The 21,392-nt window shown below is 43.1% G+C and carries 18 protein-coding genes; 12 read left to right on the plus strand and 6 right to left on the minus strand.

The features are described 5' to 3' along the window. Positions 1-6: 6 nt before the first annotated feature. Positions 7-1,326 carry a DEAD/DEAH box helicase gene (locus tag GGD38_RS34605; RefSeq protein ID WP_375297875.1) on the minus strand — a complete coding sequence of 440 codons (1,320 nt, stop codon included), beginning with the start codon at positions 1,324-1,326 and terminating at the stop codon, positions 7-9. Positions 1,327-1,414: 88 nt separating this feature from the next. Here GGD38_RS34605 and GGD38_RS34610 point away from each other — a divergent pair, with 88 nt between their 5' ends. Both GGD38_RS34610 and GGD38_RS34615 read left to right on the plus strand, forming a co-directional pair. Further along, positions 1,415-1,609, plus strand: coding sequence for a hypothetical protein (locus GGD38_RS34610; protein ID WP_375297874.1), 195 nt, complete (start codon positions 1,415-1,417; stop codon positions 1,607-1,609). 79 nt (positions 1,610-1,688) lie between these two features. Next, positions 1,689-2,477, plus strand: a complete 789-nt coding sequence (locus tag GGD38_RS34615; RefSeq protein WP_375297873.1) for a DNA-formamidopyrimidine glycosylase family protein — start codon at positions 1,689-1,691, stop codon at positions 2,475-2,477. Positions 2,478-2,487: 10 nt separating this feature from the next. Here GGD38_RS34615 and GGD38_RS34620 read toward each other — a convergent pair whose 3' ends face one another. The 5 genes from GGD38_RS34620 to GGD38_RS34640 form a co-directional block, all read right to left on the minus strand. Further along, the gene (locus tag GGD38_RS34620) at positions 2,488-3,714 is read right to left on the minus strand and encodes an ABC transporter permease (RefSeq protein WP_375297872.1); all 1,227 of its coding nucleotides are present in this window, start codon (positions 3,712-3,714) and stop codon (positions 2,488-2,490) included. A gap of 10 nt (positions 3,715-3,724) precedes the next feature. Continuing rightward, positions 3,725-4,474 carry an ABC transporter ATP-binding protein gene (locus GGD38_RS34625; RefSeq protein ID WP_375297871.1) on the minus strand — a complete coding sequence of 250 codons (750 nt, stop codon included), beginning with the start codon at positions 4,472-4,474 and terminating at the stop codon, positions 3,725-3,727. 126 nt (positions 4,475-4,600) lie between these two features. Then, positions 4,601-5,914: an efflux RND transporter periplasmic adaptor subunit gene (locus GGD38_RS34630; protein ID WP_375297870.1), complete on the minus strand. Its 1,314-nt coding sequence runs from the start codon at positions 5,912-5,914 to the stop codon at positions 4,601-4,603. 26 nt (positions 5,915-5,940) lie between these two features. Further along, entirely contained in the window at positions 5,941-7,272 is a 1,332-nt protein-coding gene (locus tag GGD38_RS34635; RefSeq protein WP_375297869.1) for a TolC family protein, read from the minus strand. 218 nt (positions 7,273-7,490) lie between these two features. Continuing rightward, positions 7,491-11,351, minus strand: coding sequence for a methylmalonyl-CoA mutase family protein (locus GGD38_RS34640; protein WP_375297868.1), 3,861 nt, complete (start codon positions 11,349-11,351; stop codon positions 7,491-7,493). A 185-nt stretch (positions 11,352-11,536) separates the two neighbouring features. Between GGD38_RS34640 and GGD38_RS34645 the strand changes: the two genes are divergently transcribed. From GGD38_RS34645 to GGD38_RS34690, 10 genes are all read left to right on the plus strand, one after another. After that, positions 11,537-12,394, plus strand: coding sequence for a fumarylacetoacetate hydrolase family protein (locus tag GGD38_RS34645; RefSeq protein ID WP_375297867.1), 858 nt, complete (start codon positions 11,537-11,539; stop codon positions 12,392-12,394). Positions 12,395-12,469: 75 nt separating this feature from the next. Then, positions 12,470-12,802, plus strand: a complete 333-nt coding sequence (locus GGD38_RS34650) for an L-rhamnose mutarotase (RefSeq protein ID WP_375297866.1) — start codon at positions 12,470-12,472, stop codon at positions 12,800-12,802. Positions 12,803-12,819: 17 nt separating this feature from the next. Continuing rightward, entirely contained in the window at positions 12,820-13,713 is an 894-nt protein-coding gene (locus GGD38_RS34655; RefSeq protein WP_375297865.1) for an amidohydrolase family protein, read from the plus strand. A gap of 5 nt (positions 13,714-13,718) precedes the next feature. Then, positions 13,719-14,501 carry an SDR family oxidoreductase gene (locus GGD38_RS34660; protein ID WP_375297864.1) on the plus strand — a complete coding sequence of 261 codons (783 nt, stop codon included), beginning with the start codon at positions 13,719-13,721 and terminating at the stop codon, positions 14,499-14,501. Between the two features lie 85 nt (positions 14,502-14,586). Next, positions 14,587-15,825: an L-fucose:H+ symporter permease gene (gene fucP, locus GGD38_RS34665; protein ID WP_375297863.1), complete on the plus strand. Its 1,239-nt coding sequence runs from the start codon at positions 14,587-14,589 to the stop codon at positions 15,823-15,825. 83 nt (positions 15,826-15,908) lie between these two features. Then, positions 15,909-16,679 carry an SDR family NAD(P)-dependent oxidoreductase gene (locus GGD38_RS34670; protein WP_375297862.1) on the plus strand — a complete coding sequence of 257 codons (771 nt, stop codon included), beginning with the start codon at positions 15,909-15,911 and terminating at the stop codon, positions 16,677-16,679. 653 nt (positions 16,680-17,332) lie between these two features. Then, positions 17,333-17,884, plus strand: coding sequence for a hypothetical protein (locus tag GGD38_RS34675; RefSeq protein WP_375297861.1), 552 nt, complete (start codon positions 17,333-17,335; stop codon positions 17,882-17,884). 75 nt (positions 17,885-17,959) lie between these two features. Further along, a complete protein-coding gene (locus GGD38_RS34680; RefSeq protein ID WP_375297860.1) occupies positions 17,960-19,291 on the plus strand; it encodes a vanadium-dependent haloperoxidase in 1,332 nt (443 codons plus the stop codon). A 32-nt stretch (positions 19,292-19,323) separates the two neighbouring features. Further along, positions 19,324-20,415: a hypothetical protein gene (locus tag GGD38_RS34685; RefSeq protein ID WP_375297859.1), complete on the plus strand. Its 1,092-nt coding sequence runs from the start codon at positions 19,324-19,326 to the stop codon at positions 20,413-20,415. An 18-nt stretch (positions 20,416-20,433) separates the two neighbouring features. After that, on the plus strand, positions 20,434-21,390 hold the full coding sequence (locus GGD38_RS34690; protein WP_375297858.1) for a hypothetical protein: 957 nt from the start codon (positions 20,434-20,436) through the stop codon (positions 21,388-21,390). Positions 21,391-21,392 lie beyond the last annotated feature (2 nt).

Genomic DNA, 21,392 nt, shown 5'->3' on the forward strand with positions numbered 1-21,392 from the left:
CAGCCTTTACGATTTGTTGCCCCGTGGTCTGTTGTTATTATTATTATTATTCGGTCTTTTATGATAATGCCTTCTTCCGCCCCCGCCGCCACCTCTGTTTTTCGAACGCAGCTGCGGTTTGTATTCAGGTGTAGGACCAAACTCTTCTGGCACCGCGCCTTTTTCAACCTCTTTGCCAATCAGCTTTTCAATAACGGCAAATTTATTTTGCTCAACGGGGCTAACCAGGGTAAATGCAATACCATCGGCTTCGGCCCTGGCCGTTCTTCCAATACGATGCACATAATCTTCCGCATCGCGTGGTACATCGTAATTTATAACCAGGTCAATGGTATCTATATCAATACCACGGCTTAAAATATCTGTTGCTACCAGAATGGGTATACGCCCGCTGGTAAAACCATTCAATACATCTTCACGTTGCGCCTGTTCAAGATCACTATGTATTTCAGCAATTTTAAACTTGGCCCGTTCCATTTCCCGCGTCAGCGATTTTACACTTTGCTTACGGCTGCAAAAGATAAGCGCGCTTTTATATTGAACGTTCTTTAAAATATCTTTCAACAAAGGAAGCTTTTGCGGCTCATGAACAACAAACGCTTTTTGTACGATCTTTTCCGGAGGTTTTGAAATGGCGATATTGATCTCGGTAGGATCGTTCAGGATCTTTCTTGCCAACTGCCTTATCTTCTCGGGCATGGTAGCCGAAAATAACAAGGTTTGTCTTTGGGCAGGCAATGCATTGATGATCTTGTTTATATCATCAGTAAAACCCATATCAAGCATACGGTCGGCCTCATCTAAAACCAGGAACTGCAGTTGCTTAAATTGCACGTAACCCATGTTCAGGTGAGCGATCATTCGGCCAGGTGTACAAATCACAATATCTGTTCCTGTTTGTAATGCCTTTTTCTCGGCCACAAAGTTACTTCCATCATTTCCGCCATATACGGCAATGGAACTAAGATTTGTGAAATAAGAAAGCCCTTCCAGGTGCTGGGCAATTTGTATAGCCAACTCACGGGTAGGCACAATTACAAGAGCGCCAACCTGTCCTTCAATACGATGGTTCAACAACCGGTTTATTACCGGAAGCAAAAAGGCGGCGGTTTTACCTGTACCTGTTTGGGCAGAGGCAATTATATCTTTACCGGCCAGGATGGGAGGTATTACCTTCTCCTGCACGGGAGTAGCATTTTCGTAGTTGGAGGCTTCAATGCCTTCTAATAAGTCAGGGTGGAAACCGAATTCTGTAAAGCGCAAGATGAAATGGTATTTAGGTGTTTGCGGAGCATGGTCCTCTGCAGATAAAATTATATATAGCAAATATAATGGAATTTGGCCATGTAAATCAACAAAGTATAAACCCCCTTCCGGGGCACATCCTTTGCCATACTTATTAAAAAGCATTTATATGGAAAAACGAGTTTTAGGTATGATCCTCGCACTGGTTGGCGTTGTGGGACTTATACTCGCCGGAGTCAACTTTATAAATGGCGGCGCCAACACACATAACATAAAGCAAATCATACTTTATGGAGTATTAGGCGCTATTTTTTTCTTTGCCGGCGTTGGTCTTATTCGCAATACCCGCGATAGGGCAACCTAGCAGAATGTGGAAATATGTACTCGGCTACCACTTCTCCTTCTCCGCATTTATATAATTTGTTAAAATACCCCCATCGCATATGCCAGAAGGGCCAAGTATTGTTATTTTAAAAGAAGCCGTGCAATTATTTAATGGCAAAAAGATACTATCTGTAAGCGGTAATACCACCATTGATAAAGACCGGTTGGTAAATCAAAAAATAACCGATTTCAAAAGCTGGGGCAAACACTTTTTGATCTGCTTTCCCAACTTCGCCCTGCGCATTCATTTTTTATTGTTTGGCTCTTATAGCATAAACGAACAAAGGCCGAACAGAAAACCCAGGCTTCATTTACACTTCGGCAACGGCGACCTGTATTTTTATGCCTGTTCAATTAGGTTCATTGAAGAAAAGTTGAATGAGGTATACGACTGGACCAGCGATTTGCTTAATGAGCACTGGGACGCCAAAAAGGCCCGTAAAAAACTGAAAGCGCAACCCGATCAGCTCGTTTGTGATGCCTTGCTTGATCAGAACATCTTTGCCGGTTCGGGCAATATCATAAAGAACGAAGTACTGTTTCGCATTTGTGTTAATCCAAAAAACCTTATAAAAGACCTGCCACCCCGTAAGCTAACCGAAATGGTGAATGAAGCTTGTATTTACAGCTACGATTTTCTTGAATGGAAAAAGGCTTTTGTACTCAAAAAACACTGGCTGGCGCATACCAAAAAAACCTGCCCACGCTGCAATATTCCTATCATAAAAGAATACCTGGGTAAAACCAACCGCCGCACTTTCTATTGCAATAATTGCCAGGTATTGTATAGCAAACCTTCAAAAGCTATAAAGAGAAAAGCTCCTAAGAAACGCTTAACACGTAAATAACACATTAGGCTTATTCATATCGTAATGCTTCTATTGGATCAAGTCGTGACGCTTTTTGCGCCGGGTAATATCCAAAGAACACCCCGGTTATGGCGCAAACCATAAACGACAACATAATACTCGATTCCGACACCAGCGTTGGCCACTGCAGAAATAAAGTAACCAGTCGGGAAGCGCCAATGCCTAGTAATACGCCAATAATACCACCTGTTATACTTATGAGTATTGCCTCTATCAAAAACTGAAAAAGGATATCGATACCCCTTGCCCCAATACTCATACGCAACCCAATTTCTTTGGTACGCTCTGTTACCGACACATACATAATGTTCATGATACCAATACCACCAATTACCAGTGAAATACCGGCAATGGCAGTAAGTAACACTGTCAACAACTGACTGGTTGAACTGAATGTATTGATAAGTTCGGCCTGCGTACGCACCATAAAATCATCTTCATCGGTTGGTTTTAACTTATGCGAGGTTCGCAGTATATCAGTTATTTCTGCGGTTGCCAGTGCACTGCTGTTTTCATCTATCGCAGAAGCATAAATGTTTTGAATATAGGGAATGGCCAAAATCCTTTTTTGTACAGTAGTGTAGGGCGCAATTACAATATCATCCTGATCCTGCCCAAACGCATTCTCTCCTTTTTCGGCAAGCACCCCAATTATTTTAAATGGTATTTTGTTAAAGCGAATGATCTTACCAACCGGGTCTTCACCGGTGCCGAATAAATTCTCCGCTACAGTTTGTCCTATTAAACAAACTTTATCAGCAGCATTCACATCTTCCTGCGTAAATGAAATTCCATCTTTTACCGGCCAGTCGCGGATGGTTAAATATTCCGGACTAACTCCCTGTATGGTCGTTGGCCAGTTCAATGCTCCATTGATCACCTGTCCTTTTGATTGCACGGCAGGCGATACTTCTGTTATAAAAGTTGCCTGTTTTTGTATGGCTTTTACATCATCGAGGGTAAGCGATTGTAAACCACTTGCATCGAGCCGGGCGCCACCGCCAACGGTTTGGTTACTGCTTGGCCTTATGGTTATCATATTGGAGCCCATACTGCTCAGCTGGTCTTGTATGCTTTGTTTACTACCCTGCCCTATGGCCACCATGGCAATTACTGCTGCTACACCAATGATGATACCCAACATGGTTAAAAATGCCCGCAGTTTATTACGCTGCAGCGCCTTTAAGGCTATTCGTATTAAGTTAAATAGTTTCATGTTGTTTCAATTAATAGTCTGCTGCTACTGGCAATGCGGCCAACATTTCGCGGGCAGAACGCACCTGCGTATTCCTGTTATCTTTTACCACTTTTCCATCTTTCAATGTTATAGTTCTGCTGCTGAAGGCGGCAATGTCTGGCTCATGCGTAACAAACACAATGGTTTTACCCTGTTGCTGATTCAACTCCTGAAACAGGGCCATTATTTCATAGGAGGTACGGGTATCGAGATTACCGGTGGCCTCATCGGCCAGTATCATTACCGGTTCATTCACCAGGGCGCGGGCAATGGCCACACGTTGTTGCTGACCGCCCGATAACTGATTGGGCAGGTGATCGAGTCGTTCGGCAAGCTTTACTGCTTCCAATGCTTTAACCGCCCGTTCATGCCGCATCTTTGATGAAATAGATGAATTGTATAGCAATGGCAATTCAACATTTTCCAATGCCGAAGTTCGCGCCAGCAGGTTATACGACTGAAATACAAATCCTATTTTATGATTTCTTAATACGGCCAGTTCATTGCGCGATAAACTGCCTACATCCACTCCATCGAGCAAATATTTACCATCACTGGGTTTATCTAAACATCCCAATATATTCAGCATGGTTGTCTTACCGCTTCCACTGCTACCCATAATGGTTACAAATTCACCGGGCTCTACATCGAACGTTACTCCCTTTAGAGCCCGTACAACTTCGGCCCCCATTCTGAATTCTCTTTTAAGCTCTCGTATAGAAACAATCTTGTTTGACATGTTTAGTGTTTTTAGATTCAAGGTAACCGAAGTAAGAAGAACGATGTAAGAAGTAGGAAATGCTATTAATCATGAGTCTCAATTTTTGGGTTCTTCATACTTCCTACATCTTACTTCGTATTTCTATTAACCGGGCCTTCCGCCACCACTGCCTCTGTTTCCTCCACTACCTCCGCCTCTTCTTTGCGGCATAAACGGACTCCTTGCCGCACCTGAAGATTCTTTACCCCCTTTCTCTATTGTATGCGATCCTGTTACTATAACATCATCGGCATTTAACCCCGATAATACCTGTACATTGGTATCATCGCTTAACCCTATCTTTATACGCCTGCGGGTAAGCGTACTGTCTTTCTTCACCCATACCGTAGCTGTTTTAGAACCATCAACCCGTGCGGAATCTCTTCTGCTTTTTCTGCTTATATTAGCGCTGTCTTTTGGTGAAGCACTACCAATACGCATATTGGCATTGCCTTTTCTATCGCTAAAACCGCCACCTTCAATGATATATTTTTTAAGCAGGCTTGAATCTGGTTTAAACCGGGTAGCTTTTTCCGAAACAAGCATGGCATTTTGGATCTCCTGAGTGAATACGGTTATATTGGCCGTCATACCCGGTTTTAACTTCATATCGCTATTTGGCGCATCTATAATGGTTGAATAGGTTACCACATTCGACGATACGCTGGGGCGCAGCCTTACCTCCTGCACGGTGCCATCAAACACATTATCAGGGAATGCATCAACTGTGAATGTAACCCGCTGCCCGTTCTTTACATTGCCAATATCAGCTTCATCAACAGCGGCCTGCACCTGCATTTTAGTAAGGTCTTTTGCTATCACAAACAACGTAGGTGTGTTTAAACTTGCGGCTACGGTTTGTCCCACACTTACATTACGCGTTAACACAGTACCATCAATAGGCGAGTAAATATTTGCATAGTATAAATTCTGTTGCGCTGCTTTTAACTGCGCCGTTATGCCGCTTACATTGTCGTTGGCAGAATTAAACTGGTTTAGCGCAGTTTCATATTCTGCGCGGCTGATAGCCCCAACATCGAGCAATTGTTTTTGCCGGCTGTAGTTGCTTTTTGTATAATCGAGGTTGGCCCTTGCCTGGCGCAGGTTAGCGCTTATTTGATCGCGTTGCGCCTGTAAAATGGTTTTATCAATTTCGGCTATCAGCTGCCCCTTCTTCACTTTATCGTTGAAATCAACATACACTTTACTAATGGTGCCCGATACCTGTGTACCTACCGAAACCGTATCAACCGGCTGCACGGTACCCGTTGCAGTAACACTGGTAGCAATAGTGCCGTAATGCGGCTGTTCGGTTTCCAACACTACAGGTTTTTCTTTTTCTTTAAATTTCCATAACCATATACCAACTCCGGCTAATATGATCACTGCTGTCCAAATGATCCATTTATATTTTTTCATTGTTAGTTCTTTTATAATTATTCATCTTATAAGGTCACAGGTACGCCCGTGTAGAACTCGTAGATCTTTTTATTTAAAATGGTATTGTACTTGGCCTGCACATAGGCTTGTAATGCCTGTGTATACAGGTTCTTTTGTGTAAGCAGGTCAATGGTATTGAAGGCACCCAACCGTAATTGCTCATTGGTGATCTTAAAACTCTCCTGATTTATGGCCCATTGCGATTCAGCTGTAGTTAACTGCGCCTGTGCATTCAACACGTTTATATAAGCCTGTTCAACTGCCTGATCGAGTGTTGTTTTTGTTCCCTGCAAAGAAAGCTTTGCCTGCTCTATTTGTATTTTCGACCGTTCAATATTGCTTTTATTAACCCTATTGGCAAAAATGGGGACTGCTACAGTTACACCCAATCGCTGATAAAAGTTGTTATTAATTTGGGAGAAGTATTTAAGGTCCTGGTTATCTGAATAACCGCTCGATAAACCTGCCCCCAGACTTATAGTTGGTAATGCACCGGCCCTCGATTTCTCCAATTCATACTGTGCAGACTGCACACCCAGTTCGCCAATCTTTACCTCTGGTCTTGTTTTTACTGCAGCATCTTCCGCCTCAGGTAATGAAACAACTGCCTGGTTAGTTACTATTGTATCGGGTTGTACAATATCAAAGTTTGTTGAGGAAGGTAATTGTAATATTTGCTTAAGCGTTATGAGGTTGGTTCTATGTGCATTGATGGCTGATGTAAGATTATATTTATCATTCGCCAGCGTGGCTTCCAGTTGCAAATAATCCTTTCGCGAAAGAGCGCCTGCATCAAAACGCTGCTTACCCAGTTCCAGCTGCGATTGCGACGTACCTACCAACTCCTGCAGGTAAACTATATTTTCTTTTTGTAATAATATATTCAGGTACGCCTGGGTAATTTGCAGGGTAATATCATTTTCTGCCTGTTGCACATTTAAGTTGGCGCTTTCGAGCAACACATTCTTCTGCTTCACATCATTGTTAAGATATCCGCCATTGTAAATGGTCCAGTTAGATGTTACTCCATAATTACCCGATGCATTAGCTTGTGTTTGAAAACCACCTACCACAGGGTTGGCATTATTACTATTTACTACCGACTGCGTAAGGGTGGCATTTAAATTAGGCAGCTTAGCCGCTCTTGACTGTAATAAATTCTGCTCACCGGTACGTGCATCCCAGCGCAAATTCTTTATAGTGATATTATACTTTTTTGCATAGTCCAGACAGGCTTGCAAATCCCATTTCATAGGAGCTGCAACAGTATCCTGTGCATGTGCGGTAGTTAATTGGCCCAACCAAAGGCCGGCTATTATTAATAAATATTTCAACATACATTATAGTTTATATCGGTTCATGCCTCACAGGTATTTGAAGTGTTTAGAAAACATTTCTGGTGGATAGTTAAATGGTTTATCAGCAGCTTAACATTTCATTTACCGAGACTCCCCATTCGGCTGATAAACGGCCTTGCCTCATGATAAAAGGGGAAATAAAAATGCCATCCCGTTTAATCGAGATGGCATTTTTAATGAGGAATTAATTCCTCAACTTACATATTCCTTCTGTACTGTCCGCCCACTTCAAACAAGGCATGGGTTATTTGACCCAGCGAACAATACTTAACTGTTTCCATTAGTTCAGCAAAAATATTCCCATTGTTAATGGCAACATTTTTAAGCCTGCTCAACATGTCGGCCGATCTGTTTTCATTTCTTTTCCAAAAGGCATGCAGGTTCTGTATCTGTTGTTCTTTCTCTTCCGTTGTACTACGAATAACTTCGCCAGGCAACACGGTAGGACTTCCCTTTTTATTCAAAAATGTATTCACTCCAATAATGGGTAATTCACCATTGTGTTTCATACTTTCGTAATACAAACTTTCTTCCTGGATCTTATTACGTTGATACATACGTTCCATGGCACCCAGCACGCCACCACGTTCTGTTATACGATCAAATTCGGCCAGCACCGCTTCTTCAACCAGGTCGGTCATTTCTTCTATTAAGAACGAGCCCTGAATAAAATTCTCTGTTTTGGTGCTGCCCAGTTCGCGGTTAATAATTAATTGAATGGCCATTGCCCGGCGAACACTTTCTTCGGTAGGTGTAGTGATGGCTTCATCATAAGCATTTGTATGCAGGCTGTTACAGTTATCATATATAGCATATAACGCCTGCAACGTAGTACGAATATCGTTGAAGTCTATTTCCTGGGCATGCAAACTGCGACCACTGGTTTGAATGTGGTATTTCAACTTCTGGCTACGGTCATTGCCTTTATATTTATATTTCATGGCCTTGGCCCATATCCGACGCGCCACGCGGCCAATAACGCTATATTCCGCATCCATACCATTGCTAAAGAAGAACGATAAGTTGGGCGCAAATTCATCAATGTGCATGCCGCGGCTAAGGTAATATTCTACATAAGTAAACCCATTTGCCAGGGTGAATGCCAGTTGTGTAATGGGGTTGGCGCCGGCTTCGGCAATATGATAACCGCTGATACTTACGCTGTAAAAGTTGCGAACTTTTTGTTGTATAAAATATTCCTGCACATCGCCCATCAGCTTTAAAGCAAACTCGGTACTAAAGATGCAGGTGTTCTGTGCCTGGTCTTCTTTTAATATATCTGCCTGTACTGTACCGCGTACCTGCGCCAGCGCTTCGCCTTTTATTCTTTCATATATTTCGTCAGGCAATACTTCTTCACCTGAAAAACCTAATAATTTTAAACCCAATCCATCATTACCATCAGGTAAACGTTCTGGTGCAGATGGATTAAAGTAAGTAGGCTTTGGCAAATGTTCAAACTTCTCCCGCATAACGCCGCCGATCAATCCCCATGCTTTATTTTCTTCAATATACTTTTCACACTGCTGATCAATAGCAGCATTCATAAAGAAAGCGAGTATGATGGGGGCTGGTCCATTTATGGTCATACTCACAGACGTTTTTGGATCACAAAGATCAAAACCGCTGTATAATTTCTTGGCATCATCTACCGTAGCAATGCTTACGCCGCTGTTGCCAACCTTACCATAGATATCGGGGCGGTGTGCCGGATCTTCACCATATAAGGTAACACTATCAAATGCAGTTGATAAGCGCCTTGCAGGTTGATCGAGCGATACATAGTGAAACCGTTTATTGGTACGCTCGGGACCACCTTCACCGGCAAACATTCTTGTTGGGTCTTCTCCTTCACGTTTCAATGGGAAAACACCTGCGGTAAATGGATATTCGCCCGGAATATTTTCCTGCAATTGCCATTGTAAAATATCGCCCCAGTCGTTGTATTTAGGCAATACCACTTTGGGTATTCTTGTTCCACTGAGTGAACGGGTGCTCATTGGTTGTTTGAATACTTTATCACGTACCTGGTATTCAAAAACATCGGCCTTGTATTTTGCAACAACTGTCGGCCATTGCTCAATGAGTTTGCGGCACTCGGAATGTATTTTTTCTTCCAGTGATCTCTTTATAGTAGCCAGTTCATCCTTTACAGCAGCAGATAATGTATTCACTGCAGCAAGCGTTCCCTGCACCTGGTATAATTGCGAAGCAAGCGCGCATTGTTCTTTTACCCAAACATCATAGTTTCGGTTAGCGTCTGAGATCTCTGATAAATACCGAATGCGATTAGGAGGAATGATCTGCGATTTGGTAGTGGTGTCTTTAAGATGCGCATGCACTTCCACCTCACCAAACTCAACACCTGTTTTTGTTTTTATGGTCACCATCAGTTTTTCGAACAGTTCATTGATACCAGCATCGTTGAACTGGGCGGCAATGGAGCCAATTACAGGCAGCTCTTCATCTTTGGCCGACCATAAACCATGGTTGCGTTTATATTGTTTGCGCACATCGTGCAAAGCATCGAGGGCACCGCTTTTGTCGAATTTATTTATGGCAATCACATCGGCATAGTCGAGCATGTTGATCTTTTCCAATTGCGAAGCCGCACCATATTCGGGCGTCATTACATACAGGCTAACATCGCAATACTCAAGAATGCTTACGTCGCTTTGTCCAACCCCGGCCGATTCAAGTATAATAAGGTCAAAGGCTGCTTCTTTACAAACGTCGATGGCTTCCTGAACATGTTCGCTTAGTGCTATGTCGCTATCACGCGTGGCCAGTGAACGCATATAGGCGCGGGGCGAATGAATGCTGTTCATACGAATGCGGTCGCCCAGCAGGGCTCCGCCCGTTTTTTTCTTGGAGGGGTCAACAGAAATAACCGCAATTGTTTTTTCAGGAAATGCATTGAGATAGCGGCGAACGATTTCATCGGTAACAGATGATTTACCGGCGCCGCCGGTGCCGGTGATGCCAAGAACTGGGATCTCCCTCCGGCTGACCTTCCGCCGCCCTCCTCCGGTGGAGGGGGGGTCTGGTACCTCGCTACTATTTTCATCAATCTCTTTGTCGGGCAGTTGAGCCAGTGTGAGATGTACCTTGTCAAGCGTCTTATCTAATTCATAAGTAATTTCATCGTTGGTAAATCTAATAACCTGAAAACCCAACTTATTAAGCGCGTTTGTTCTTTCTTCATCACTTATTTTCATCTCAGGTAACTGATGATAGTTGCCATCCACTTCTATTACCAAACCCTTCTTTAAAGAAACAAAATCAGCAATGAAGTTTCCTATTATATGTTGTCTTCGGAATCTATAGCCTTCTTTTTTATTCTTCAGCTTATCCCACAATATATCCTCAGCAAGTGTGGCATCTTTTCTATGTTCTAATGCAAATTCTTTAAGCCTTTTATAAATGAATGGGTCAGCTTTAAACTGATTAACAGTAATCGATGAACCATCATAAATAATGTCCCTCTCCATTTTATTCTCTGCCAATGTAATTGCGCGAGCTATTTTTCTTATATCTCTCTTTTCTCCTAAAGGAAGTTTTCCGTTCCATCTTTTGGGTGCCTGCCAATAGTCAAGCTGTTGCCCATCTCCCCCTCCACCGGAGGGGGTTGGGGGGAGGCTGCATTTCTCAATCACATCCTCAATCATCCCTTCCAACCCCAATCGTCTTCCATCATCAGGACTATAAATTCGGGTAATACCATAATTGTGTAGTTCGGTGATCTCCTGGGGCAAAATGGTGCCGCCACCGCCACCAAATATTTTAATATGCCCGCACCCATTTTCGTCCAGCAGGTCTTTCATGTATTTAAAGAATTCCACATGTCCCCCCTGGTAGCTGGTAATGGCAATACCCTGAGCATCTTCTTCAATAGCACATTCAACGATCTCGGCTACCGACCGGTTATGACCCAGGTGTATGATCTCGGCGCCCTTCGACTGTAAAATGCGACGCATAATATTAATAGCAGCATCGTGACCATCGAAAAGGGAAGCGGCAGTAACTATTCTAACTTTATTAACTGGCGTATAACTCATAATTGCAAGCATTACAAAATCGGACTAAAGTTAGTTCAAAAATACTAATGATCGTTAGTATTAATTACTCATCTGCTTGTAAAACTGAATAAAATGCTAAACTTCCGGGAACGATACCGGAATTTTTCGTTTGGTTTGCAGTGAAAATGAAATAGTTTCGGACCACAAAAAATTATACTGGTAAAATGAAGCTTATACGTTTTGGAAAATCAGGGCAGGAAAAGCCCGGTGTTGAATTGCCCGATGGAAAAAGAATTGACACCAGCGCGTTTGGCGAAGATTACAACGAGCAGTTTTTCACCAATGATGGCATCGCCCGTTTGGCAGCATGGTTAAAAACAAACCAGTCAACCTGCCCGGCAGTAGACCCCAGTGAGCGTTTGGGCGCCCCCTTTACACGCCCTTCAAAAATTGTGTGCATTGGTTTAAACTACGTTGACCATGCTAAAGAAACCGGTGCGGCAATACCAGCAGAACCGATCGTGTTCTTTAAATCAACTACAGCCATTGTTGGTCCTAACGATCAACTGGTGATCCCAAAGAACAGTCAAAAGACCGACTGGGAAGTTGAACTGGCTGTAGTGATAGGCAAAAAAGCTACTTATGTAGATGAAAAAGATGCCAACGATTATATAGCAGGTTATGTACTGCACAACGACTATAGCGAACGTGCATTTCAGTTGGAGCGCAATGGTCAGTGGGTAAAAGGAAAAAGCTGCGATACTTTTGCACCATTAGGCCCCTGGTTAGCCACAAAAGATGAATTTGCCGATATTCATAATGTACGCCTGTGGCTTACCGTAAATGGTAAAACCCTGCAGGATGGTAATACCAGCAACCTCATTTTCAAAATACCGTTCCTGGTATCTTACCTGAGCCAGTTTATGACCCTGCTCCCGGGAGATATTATTAGTACCGGTACACCGGCAGGTGTAGGCTTAGGCCAAAAACCGGAACCTTTTTATGTAAAACCTGGTGATATCATTGAGCTGGGTATCGATGGATTGGGAAGCAGCAAACAAGTTGCTGTTGCTTATAAATAAGTTCTTAGTTCACAGTTTTTAGTTCTAAGTTCTCTGCTATGCAAAACTTAGAACTAAAAACTTAATAACTCTGGTATGCGATATTGTCTTGCCCTGGATCTGAAAGATGATCCGGAATTGATTGCTGAATACGAACACCATCATGATCACATTTGGCCCGAAATTGTGCAAAGCATCAAATCGTCGGGTATTGAAGTGCTTGATATCTACCGCACGGGCAACCGCCTTTTCATGATCATGGAAACCAATGATCAGTATTCACCCGAGGAAAAAGCAAAGGCCGATGCTGCCAATCCTAAAGTACAGGAATGGGAAACCCTGATGTGGAAGTTTCAACAAGCGCTACCGTGGGCCAAACCCGGGCAAAAATGGATTATGATGGATAAGATATTTGGTCTTCCTGAATAATGTAAACGTCTTACTATATGAACCTGAAAAAATATTACGATGCTGCCCCTGACGACGCCTTTGGTGGCGACGCCAACCGCCGCACTGCAGTGATAGATTCACACGTTCACTTCTGGAAATACGATAAGAAAACCTACGACTGGATAGATAATTCCATGAAGACCTTACAACAGGATTATCTGCCCGAACATCTGTCGCTGGTTGCAAGAAGAAATAATGTAGATGGTGTAGTGGCCGTACAGGCAACGCAAACCGAAACAGAAACCCACTTCCTGGTTGAGCTGGCCAAAACACACCCCATCATTAAAGGTGTAGTAGGCTGGATTGACCTGCAGGCAGATAATATTGCCGAACGCCTGCAATACTTTTCGCAGTATCCCATTATTAAAGGCTATCGCCATGTAGTGCAGGGCGAACCGCTCGATTTTCTGGCAAGAGAAAACTTCCGCCGCGGTGTTGCTGCATTAAAGGCATACAACTATACTTACGATATTCTCATCTTTCATAACCAGTTACCACCGGCCATTGATTTTGTACGGGCATTCCCCGATATGCCGTTGGTGATTGATCATTGCGCCAAACCCGACATCAGGCACAAGAACATTGAGGAATGGAAAACAAACATGAAGGAAATAGCCAAATTCCCCAATGTAAGTTGCAAGCTTTCGGGCTTGTTTACCGAAGCCAAATGGAACGAATGGAGCGCTTCAGATTTCTATCCTTACCTCGATGTGGTGTTTGAAGCGTTTGGCCCCGATAGACTGATGTTCGGTAGCGACTGGCCGGTTATGTTACTAAGCGGTATTTATTTGAAATGGAAAAGTTTGTTAGAAAAATACATGGAGAACCATTCGCCCGAAGACCGTGAAAAAGTATTTGGAATAAATGCCATTCAATTTTATAATCTATAACTAACATGGATTTACATCTCACCAATAAAGTATTCATTGTTACCGGAGGTGCCAAGGGAATAGGTGCTGCCATAAGTAGTTCCATTGCTGCCGAAGGCGGTATTGTCGTTATTGCCGGTAGAAAAGCAGCCGATAACCAGGCTAAAGTAGATGAAATTATAAAAGCAAAAGGAAAGGCTACCCAAATTGCGGTAGAACTGGCCGATGCAGCAGCTTGCAAAGAAGTAATTGATTTTACAGTAAAAGAATATGGCCGTATCGATGGCATCATCAATAACGCTGGCGTAAATGATGGTGTGGGTTTGGAAAGCGGTTCGCCCGAAAAATTCTTTCAATCGTTACAAAAGAACCTGAGCCATTTTTATAACCTGGCCCATTATGGTTTGCCATACCTGAAAGAAAGTAAAGGCACCATCATTAATATCGGTTCTAAAGTAGCCGATACAGGCCAGGGTAATACTTCTGGTTATGCGGCATCAAAAGGCGCTATCAACGCATTAACACGCGAATGGGCGGTTGAACTGCTCCCTTATTCAATTCGTGTAAATACAGTTATCCCTGCCGAGGTATGGACGCCATTATACGAGAACTGGATCAATAGCCTGCCCAACCCGAAAGAAAAGCTGGAACAGATCGTTTCTAAAATACCATTGGAAAAACGGTTCACTACATCGGAAGAGATTGCCGATATGACGGTGTTCCTGCTTAGCGACCGTTCGAGCCATACAACCGGACAGATCATTTATGTAGATGGTGGTTACACGCATCTCGATCGTTCTCTGACATAATATAACTTACAAACTATACTTTAAAATTCCCGATTGCATGGCCCTACCATCGTCATCCAGTAGTTCCTCCCTGAAACCAGAACAAATGAAAGGACTTTTGTTCCCTTTCATTCTGGTAACCAGCCTGTTTTTCTTTTGGGGTTTTGTACATAACCTCGATCCGATCTTAATACCACATTTGCGAAAAGCTTTTACTCTAAGTTTTTTACAATCATCACTTGTTGATTCAGCCGTATTCATAGCCTATTTTGCAATGGCATTACCCGCCGGGTTTGTCATGAGAAAATACGGATATAAGTCGGGTATTCTGTTGGGGCTTTTGTTATTTGGACTTGGCTGTTTATTATTTATACCTGCAGCCAACACCAGGGCATACGCGTTGTTCTTAGGCGCGTTGTTCATTATCGCCAGCGGGTTGACGTTCCTTGAAACGGCTGCTAATCCATATGCTGCGTTGCTGGGCCCTAAAGAATCATCAACACAACGGTTAAACCTGGCGCAGTCATTTAACGGACTGGCTGTTGTATTGGCGCCCATCATTGGTGGTAAATTCATTTTATCGGGTACCAATTTAACCGATGCGCAAAAAGCAGCCATGACGCCCCAGGCGCTCGATGCGTATTTGGCGGGGGAAGCTGCAACGGTTAAAGGCCCGTATTTAATTCTGGGATTGATCATCCTGGTGGTGGCATTGATCTTTGCATTCACCAAGCTGCCTGAAATAAAAGAGGAAGCAGAAGATGGCAGAGAATCAAGCTTCGCACATGCCTTCCGTCATAAACATCTTATATGGGCTGTGGTAGCCCAGTTCTTTTATGTAGGTGCACAGGTTTGTGTAACCAGCTTCTTTATTAATATAGCCATGAAAGCGGCTCATATAGATGAAAAAGTGGCTTCAGAGTACCTCGGATATGGGTATGGTATCGCATTTGTTGCTGGCCGTTTTGCCGGTACATTCTTTATGAAGTATATCAGTCCCAATAAACTACTGGCAATTTACGCAGTCATCAATATTGTATTATCTGCCGTAGCCATTGTGAGCAGTGGTATGATCACTGTATATGCACTGATAGGCGTTGGTTTCTTTATGTCTATCATGTTCCCAACCATTTTCTCGCTGGGCATTCAGGGGTTGGGCGCCGATACCAAAATTGGGTCAAGCCTTATTATTATGTCTATTGTGGGTGGAGCCTTATTACCACCTATAATGGCCCAAATTTCTGATATCACCCACAACATTCAAAACGGATATATTATTCCTTTGGTTTGTTTTATTGTGATATTGTTCTTTGGCTGGAAAGGCTATAGACCTGCAAAGGCATAACATCAAACGCGTACATTAAAAACAAATAAATCATAACGGCCATTCCCCCAAGGTTTGGCCGTTAATATATAACTTGCGACATTATGTTTCGATTAGATAATAAAACGGCCATCATTACCGGTGGAGGAAGTGGAATAGGAAAAGCAATCGCAGTAGTATTTGCAAAACAGGGCGCCAGTGTTCACATTTTAGATATGGACGAACAGGGCGCCACCAATGTAGTAAAAGAAATAACTATAGACGGCGGTAAGGCCAAATTCTACAAATGCGATGTATCAAAACAAACCGAAGTAAAACAGATCGTTGATGGTATTGCCGCCAGCGGTGCTATTGATATTCTCATCAACAACGCCGGCATTGCGCACATTGGTACGGCCGACACTACTGCTGAGATCGATTTCGATCGCCTGGTAAATGTGAATGTTAAAGGCGTATATAACTGTTTACATTCCGTATTGCCTTATATGAAGCAAAATGGCGGTTCTATATTAAATATGGCATCCATTGCCTCACTGGTGGGCATACCCGACCGTTTCGCCTATTCAATGACCAAGGGCGCTGTTGTGGGCATGACATTGTCGGTTGCCAAGGATTACCTCAAATATAATATCCGTTGTAACTGTATTTCACCGGCCCGCGTTCATACGCCGTTTGTTGATGGCTTCCTGGCCAAAAACTATCCTGGCAAAGAAGCGGAGATGTTTGAAAAGCTGTCGAAGACCCAGCCTATTGGCCGTATGGGTAAACCCGAAGAGATCGGTTACCTGGCTTTATACCTCTGTTCAAATGAGGCCTCGTTCATTACAGGTTGCGATTATCCTATTGATGGCGGGTTCACTAAGTTGAATAACTAATAAGAAAGACCTTCCTTAAAAAGAAGGTTAATACATATAAGATGTTGAAGTAAGAAGTAAGAGATATGAAGTATGAAGTTCGCGAAATTTAAGAGCCTCTTACATCTTACTTCATACTTCTTACTTCGGCAACCTATCAATAAAATGGCCTCCATAACCACCTCTATATCAACTAATTCCAACACATCACTACCCCTTCACTACCCCCTCATTTTTTAATCCCCTGACTTTCAATTCATTGCCTTCAATTTTTCGCATTTTCACTACCCATTTACTACCCAAACACTACCTGTTTACTACCTAAACACTACCCTTTTACTACCCCAAAGCTACCCCTGGGCTACTCTTCATTAACCCTCTGGCTACCTTTTTACTACTTTTTTGCTACCTGTTTGCTACCAAAAGAGTAGTAAAATGGCTGTAAAAATGTAGCAAAAGCGAAGCCCAAATACGAACCAGGTAGAATGTATAATATTATGAACGTTTACTTAATATCAGATTTTACACATTACAAACGTACCGTTACACAACACTTGTATTTATAAGTATTAACTGCTGAAGTAACCAAAACCCGGCTAAATTATTTTGGCCTACAGCACTTTCATACTCCTAATTGTCTTAATTTGTAGTAACTCAAAGCTATTGTATCACGGATGAAACGAGCTGCTGCTATATTGCTGCTTATCATCTTCCTGTTTAACTGGTTTGGATATCGGTTACTTTCCGATTATCTGCAACACCGGGCTGATACGCAATTGGAAACACAACTCGATCAGCATCAATACAATGAAGCCAGCCTTATAGAAATTCGCATTCCCCTTAACATGCCATACCAAAACATTTCTTCCGGCTTTGAACGGTATGATGGCGAAATAGAATACAACGGTATACACTATAAATATGTACAACGCAAAGTAGCTAACGGTGAGTTGGTACTGTTATGCGTACCTAATGAGAGCAGAATGAAGTTGCAGAACGCCCGTAATGAGTTCTTTAAACTGGTGAACGATCTGCAACAGTCTTCCAAAAACAATAACTCAACACCTGCCGGTTCTATAAAGAACCCAATTACCGAGTACTGGCAGCAGGAAAATAACTGGCAGCTGGAAGCATTGGCAACACAGCTGCATGCGTACTCTGGATATGCTCTGGTTATCCCATCTACTCCACTCATTTCAGCACCCGCACAACCTCCCGAATGCTGATCGCTATTGGTTTTAGGGGAAAGTTATAGCCTGTTATCATTCGATTTTCAGTTACTAAATAATTGATGACTTATCATGCGTGCATTTTTGTTTGCCATTATTATGGTAATCGTTTCTTCATGCGGAAAAAACGATTATCAGCAAGTACTCCATGATCCTGTTTTATATAGTACAATAACCGGTAGGCTTACCGATGTAATTACATACGATATTTTTTCGCCGCCCGTGGCCAGTCGTATTTATGCCTATTCACATTTGGCAGCGTATGAGACTATGGCACATGGCGATAGTAGTTACACTTCGCTAAAAGGTCAATTGAAAGGGTTTGCTGAAGTGCCGGCACCACCTGCCGGCAAAGCCATCGATTATGAATATGCAGCACTGTTGTCTTTTATGGAAGTAGGCCGAACGCTCACTTTTTCGAAAGACACCACCGATGAAATTGTTAACTCCCTGAAGGCGCTGGCCAAAGATCATGGAATGCCTGAAGAAATGAGAAAGAACTCAGAGGCATATGGCGTTGCCGTTGCCAAAGCCGTACTGGGCTGGAGCAAGAAAGACAACTATGCACAAACCCGCTCAGCGGCCAAATACACCGTACCTATTGATGAAGGTAAATGGATACCAACACCACCGGGTTATTTTCAGGCGGTAGAACCAGCATGGCGAACCATTCGCACCATAGCCATGGATAGCTGCAACCAGTTTGCCCCACCGCCGCCTTGTGTATTTGGAAAAGATGCCGCCTGTTCATTTTATAAAATGGCTAAAGAAGTGCAGGACTCTGTTGTTAACCTTACCGAAGAACAAAGGGCCATTGCCAGTTTTTGGGATTGTAATGGGTTTAAATTAAACGTGGTTGGCCATACGCAGTATGCTACCAAGGCCATGACGCCCGGCGGCCACTGGATGGGTATTACCGGCATCATTTGCCAGAACCAGAAAGCCGGTTTTAGTAAAACCGTTTACTCTTATGCAACGGTTTCATTTGCGGTAATGGATGCTTTTATTGCCTGTTGGGATGCCAAGTTCACTTTCAATCTTATTCGGCCCGAAACAATGATCAATAAATACATAGATGCCAACTGGAAACCATTTCTGCAAACACCACCGTTTCCTGAATATACCAGCGGCCACTCTATTATTTCAACAGCCGCGGCCACTGTATTGGAACATATTTATGGTACACAAACACCATTTAGAGATAGTACCGAACGACCCTGGGGTTTTCCCGACAGAAGTTTTCAAACACCCCGGCAGGCCGCTGACGAAGCTGGCATGAGCCGGTTTTATGGTGGCATACACTATCGCCCTTCCATATTCGTAGCACGCGACCAAGGCATTAAAGTTGGCAATTATGTTATGTCGAAATTAAACATGAGAAAAGAACAGATCGCGAGTAAATAAATAACCAGACTGCAACACCAAATCTAACTGTTATGAAGAAGTTTGCTATTATGTCAATTTTATACCTGATGGGTACACATCAGGTACAATCACAAGGTTGTGTAGCCATTCGCAGTACCGGTGGCTTTTGCACCCGCGACCAGGCAACAGCACATGATGCCAATCAATGGATGCTATCGGTCAGTAACCGGTACTTCAAATCGTTCAGGCATTTTGTAGGCACAGAAGAACAAAAGCACCGCCTTGAAGAAGGTACCGAGGTTATCAATTACTCATATACACTTGATTTAACCCTTACCCGTAGTTTTAAAAAAGGCTGGTCATTAGCGCTCGATGTGCCTGTTGTTTCCAATGCCCGCTCATCGATGTACGAGCATGGCGGCAATAACGGCGGCAAAAGCGCACGCCATTCAACCCACTCATTTGGCATAGGCGATATTCGTATAGTTGGCTACAAATGGCTGCTCGACCAAACAAAAATGCCCAAAGGAAATATTCAGATAGGCCTGGGTCTTAAATTACCAACGGGCGATTACCGCTACCAGGATTTCTTTGTCAAAAACGATAGTACCAAAGTATTGGGCCCCGTCGATCAATCAATTCAGTTAGGTGATGGTGGAACCGGTTTCACTACCGAATTAAATGCATATTACAATTTCACAAAGGTATTTGGTGTGTATACCAATTTATATTATCTCATTAACCCCCGCGAGCAAAATGGCGTATCAACCACACGTGGCGGAACAGCTTCAACCGATGCTATTAAATACGGTACAACGGTTATGAGTGTGCCCGACCAATGGATGGTTCGTGCCGGCGCCACTGCAACCTTGCGTGGCTTCACCCTATCTGCCGGTATTCGCAAAGAATGTCAACCGGCCGAAGATCTTATTGGTGGCAGTACAGGCTTTAGGCGGCCAGGGTATATAGTTTCATTTGAACCTGGTTTGAATTATCAGTTTAAAAAAGTCACTGTGTATGCTTACGTTCCTATGGCTATTAAACGCAACCGCGTACAAAGCGTTGCCGATAAATTAAAAACAGAGGCAACAGGTGTACATGCACAAGGTGATGCGGCCTTTGCCGACAGGCTTTATAATATTGGCTGTGCATTTAAATTTTAATTACCAAACCTAACTGTTATGACAAAACACCGGAAGGCCTGGCGTAAGTTCTGTTTACTATTGTTATTTTTTACTTCGGTCGCAATGCCTGCTTTTACACAAACGGAGTTAGATGGCATTATGATGGGGAAAAACAATTTGTGTATCGGTCCCATGTACAGCCACAGCAGCTGGAAAAATTATTGGGAAGGAACCCTTAAAAGGGAAAACCTGAACCTGGGCACCGTTACTACACAAATGTTTTCGGTAATGGGTAATTATGGTATAACCAATAAACTGAATGTGCTGTTTGGTGCACCTTATGTAACCACTAAAACATCGGCAGGTACCCTGCACAGTCAGAAGGGTGTTCAGGATGGATCGCTATGGTTGAAGTGGATGCCCATTGAACGTAAGCTGGGCAAAGGCGATTTTTCTATTTATGGCATTGCAGGTGTTTCGGCCCCGCTTACAAATTATGTGGCCGATTATCTGCCACTAGCTATAGGGTTAAGAAGCAAAACCCTTTCATTAAGAGCGATGGGCGATTACCAGTTAGGAAAATTCTTTGTAACCGCGTCGGGCACGTACGTTTTCAGAAGCAATATTAAAATTGATCGCGATGCATACTACACTACTGAAATGCATTACACCAACCAGGTGGAAATGCCCAATGTAATAAACTGGAATGTGCGCACCGGTTACAGGCAACCCAATTTTATAGCAGAAGCGTTTATTGAAAATATGATCACGCAGGGCGGTTTTGATATTACCCGTAACAACATGCCCTTCCCCAGTAATACCATGAATGCAACACGCCTGGGCGCCTGGGTGAAGTATGAGTTAAAAAAGCCAGGCGGATTGTCATTTATTGCTACCGGTAATTATGTGGTGAAGGGGCGAAACGTAGGACAGGCCACAACCATTGGTGGCGGTATCTTCCAAATACTTGATTTTAATAAAAAGAAAACCGCTTCTTCATCGCCTAAAAAATAACT

Origin of the sequence: Niastella sp. OAS944, assembly GCA_024809215.1 — a bacterium.
Lineage (GTDB): Bacteria > Bacteroidota > Bacteroidia > Chitinophagales > Chitinophagaceae > Niastella.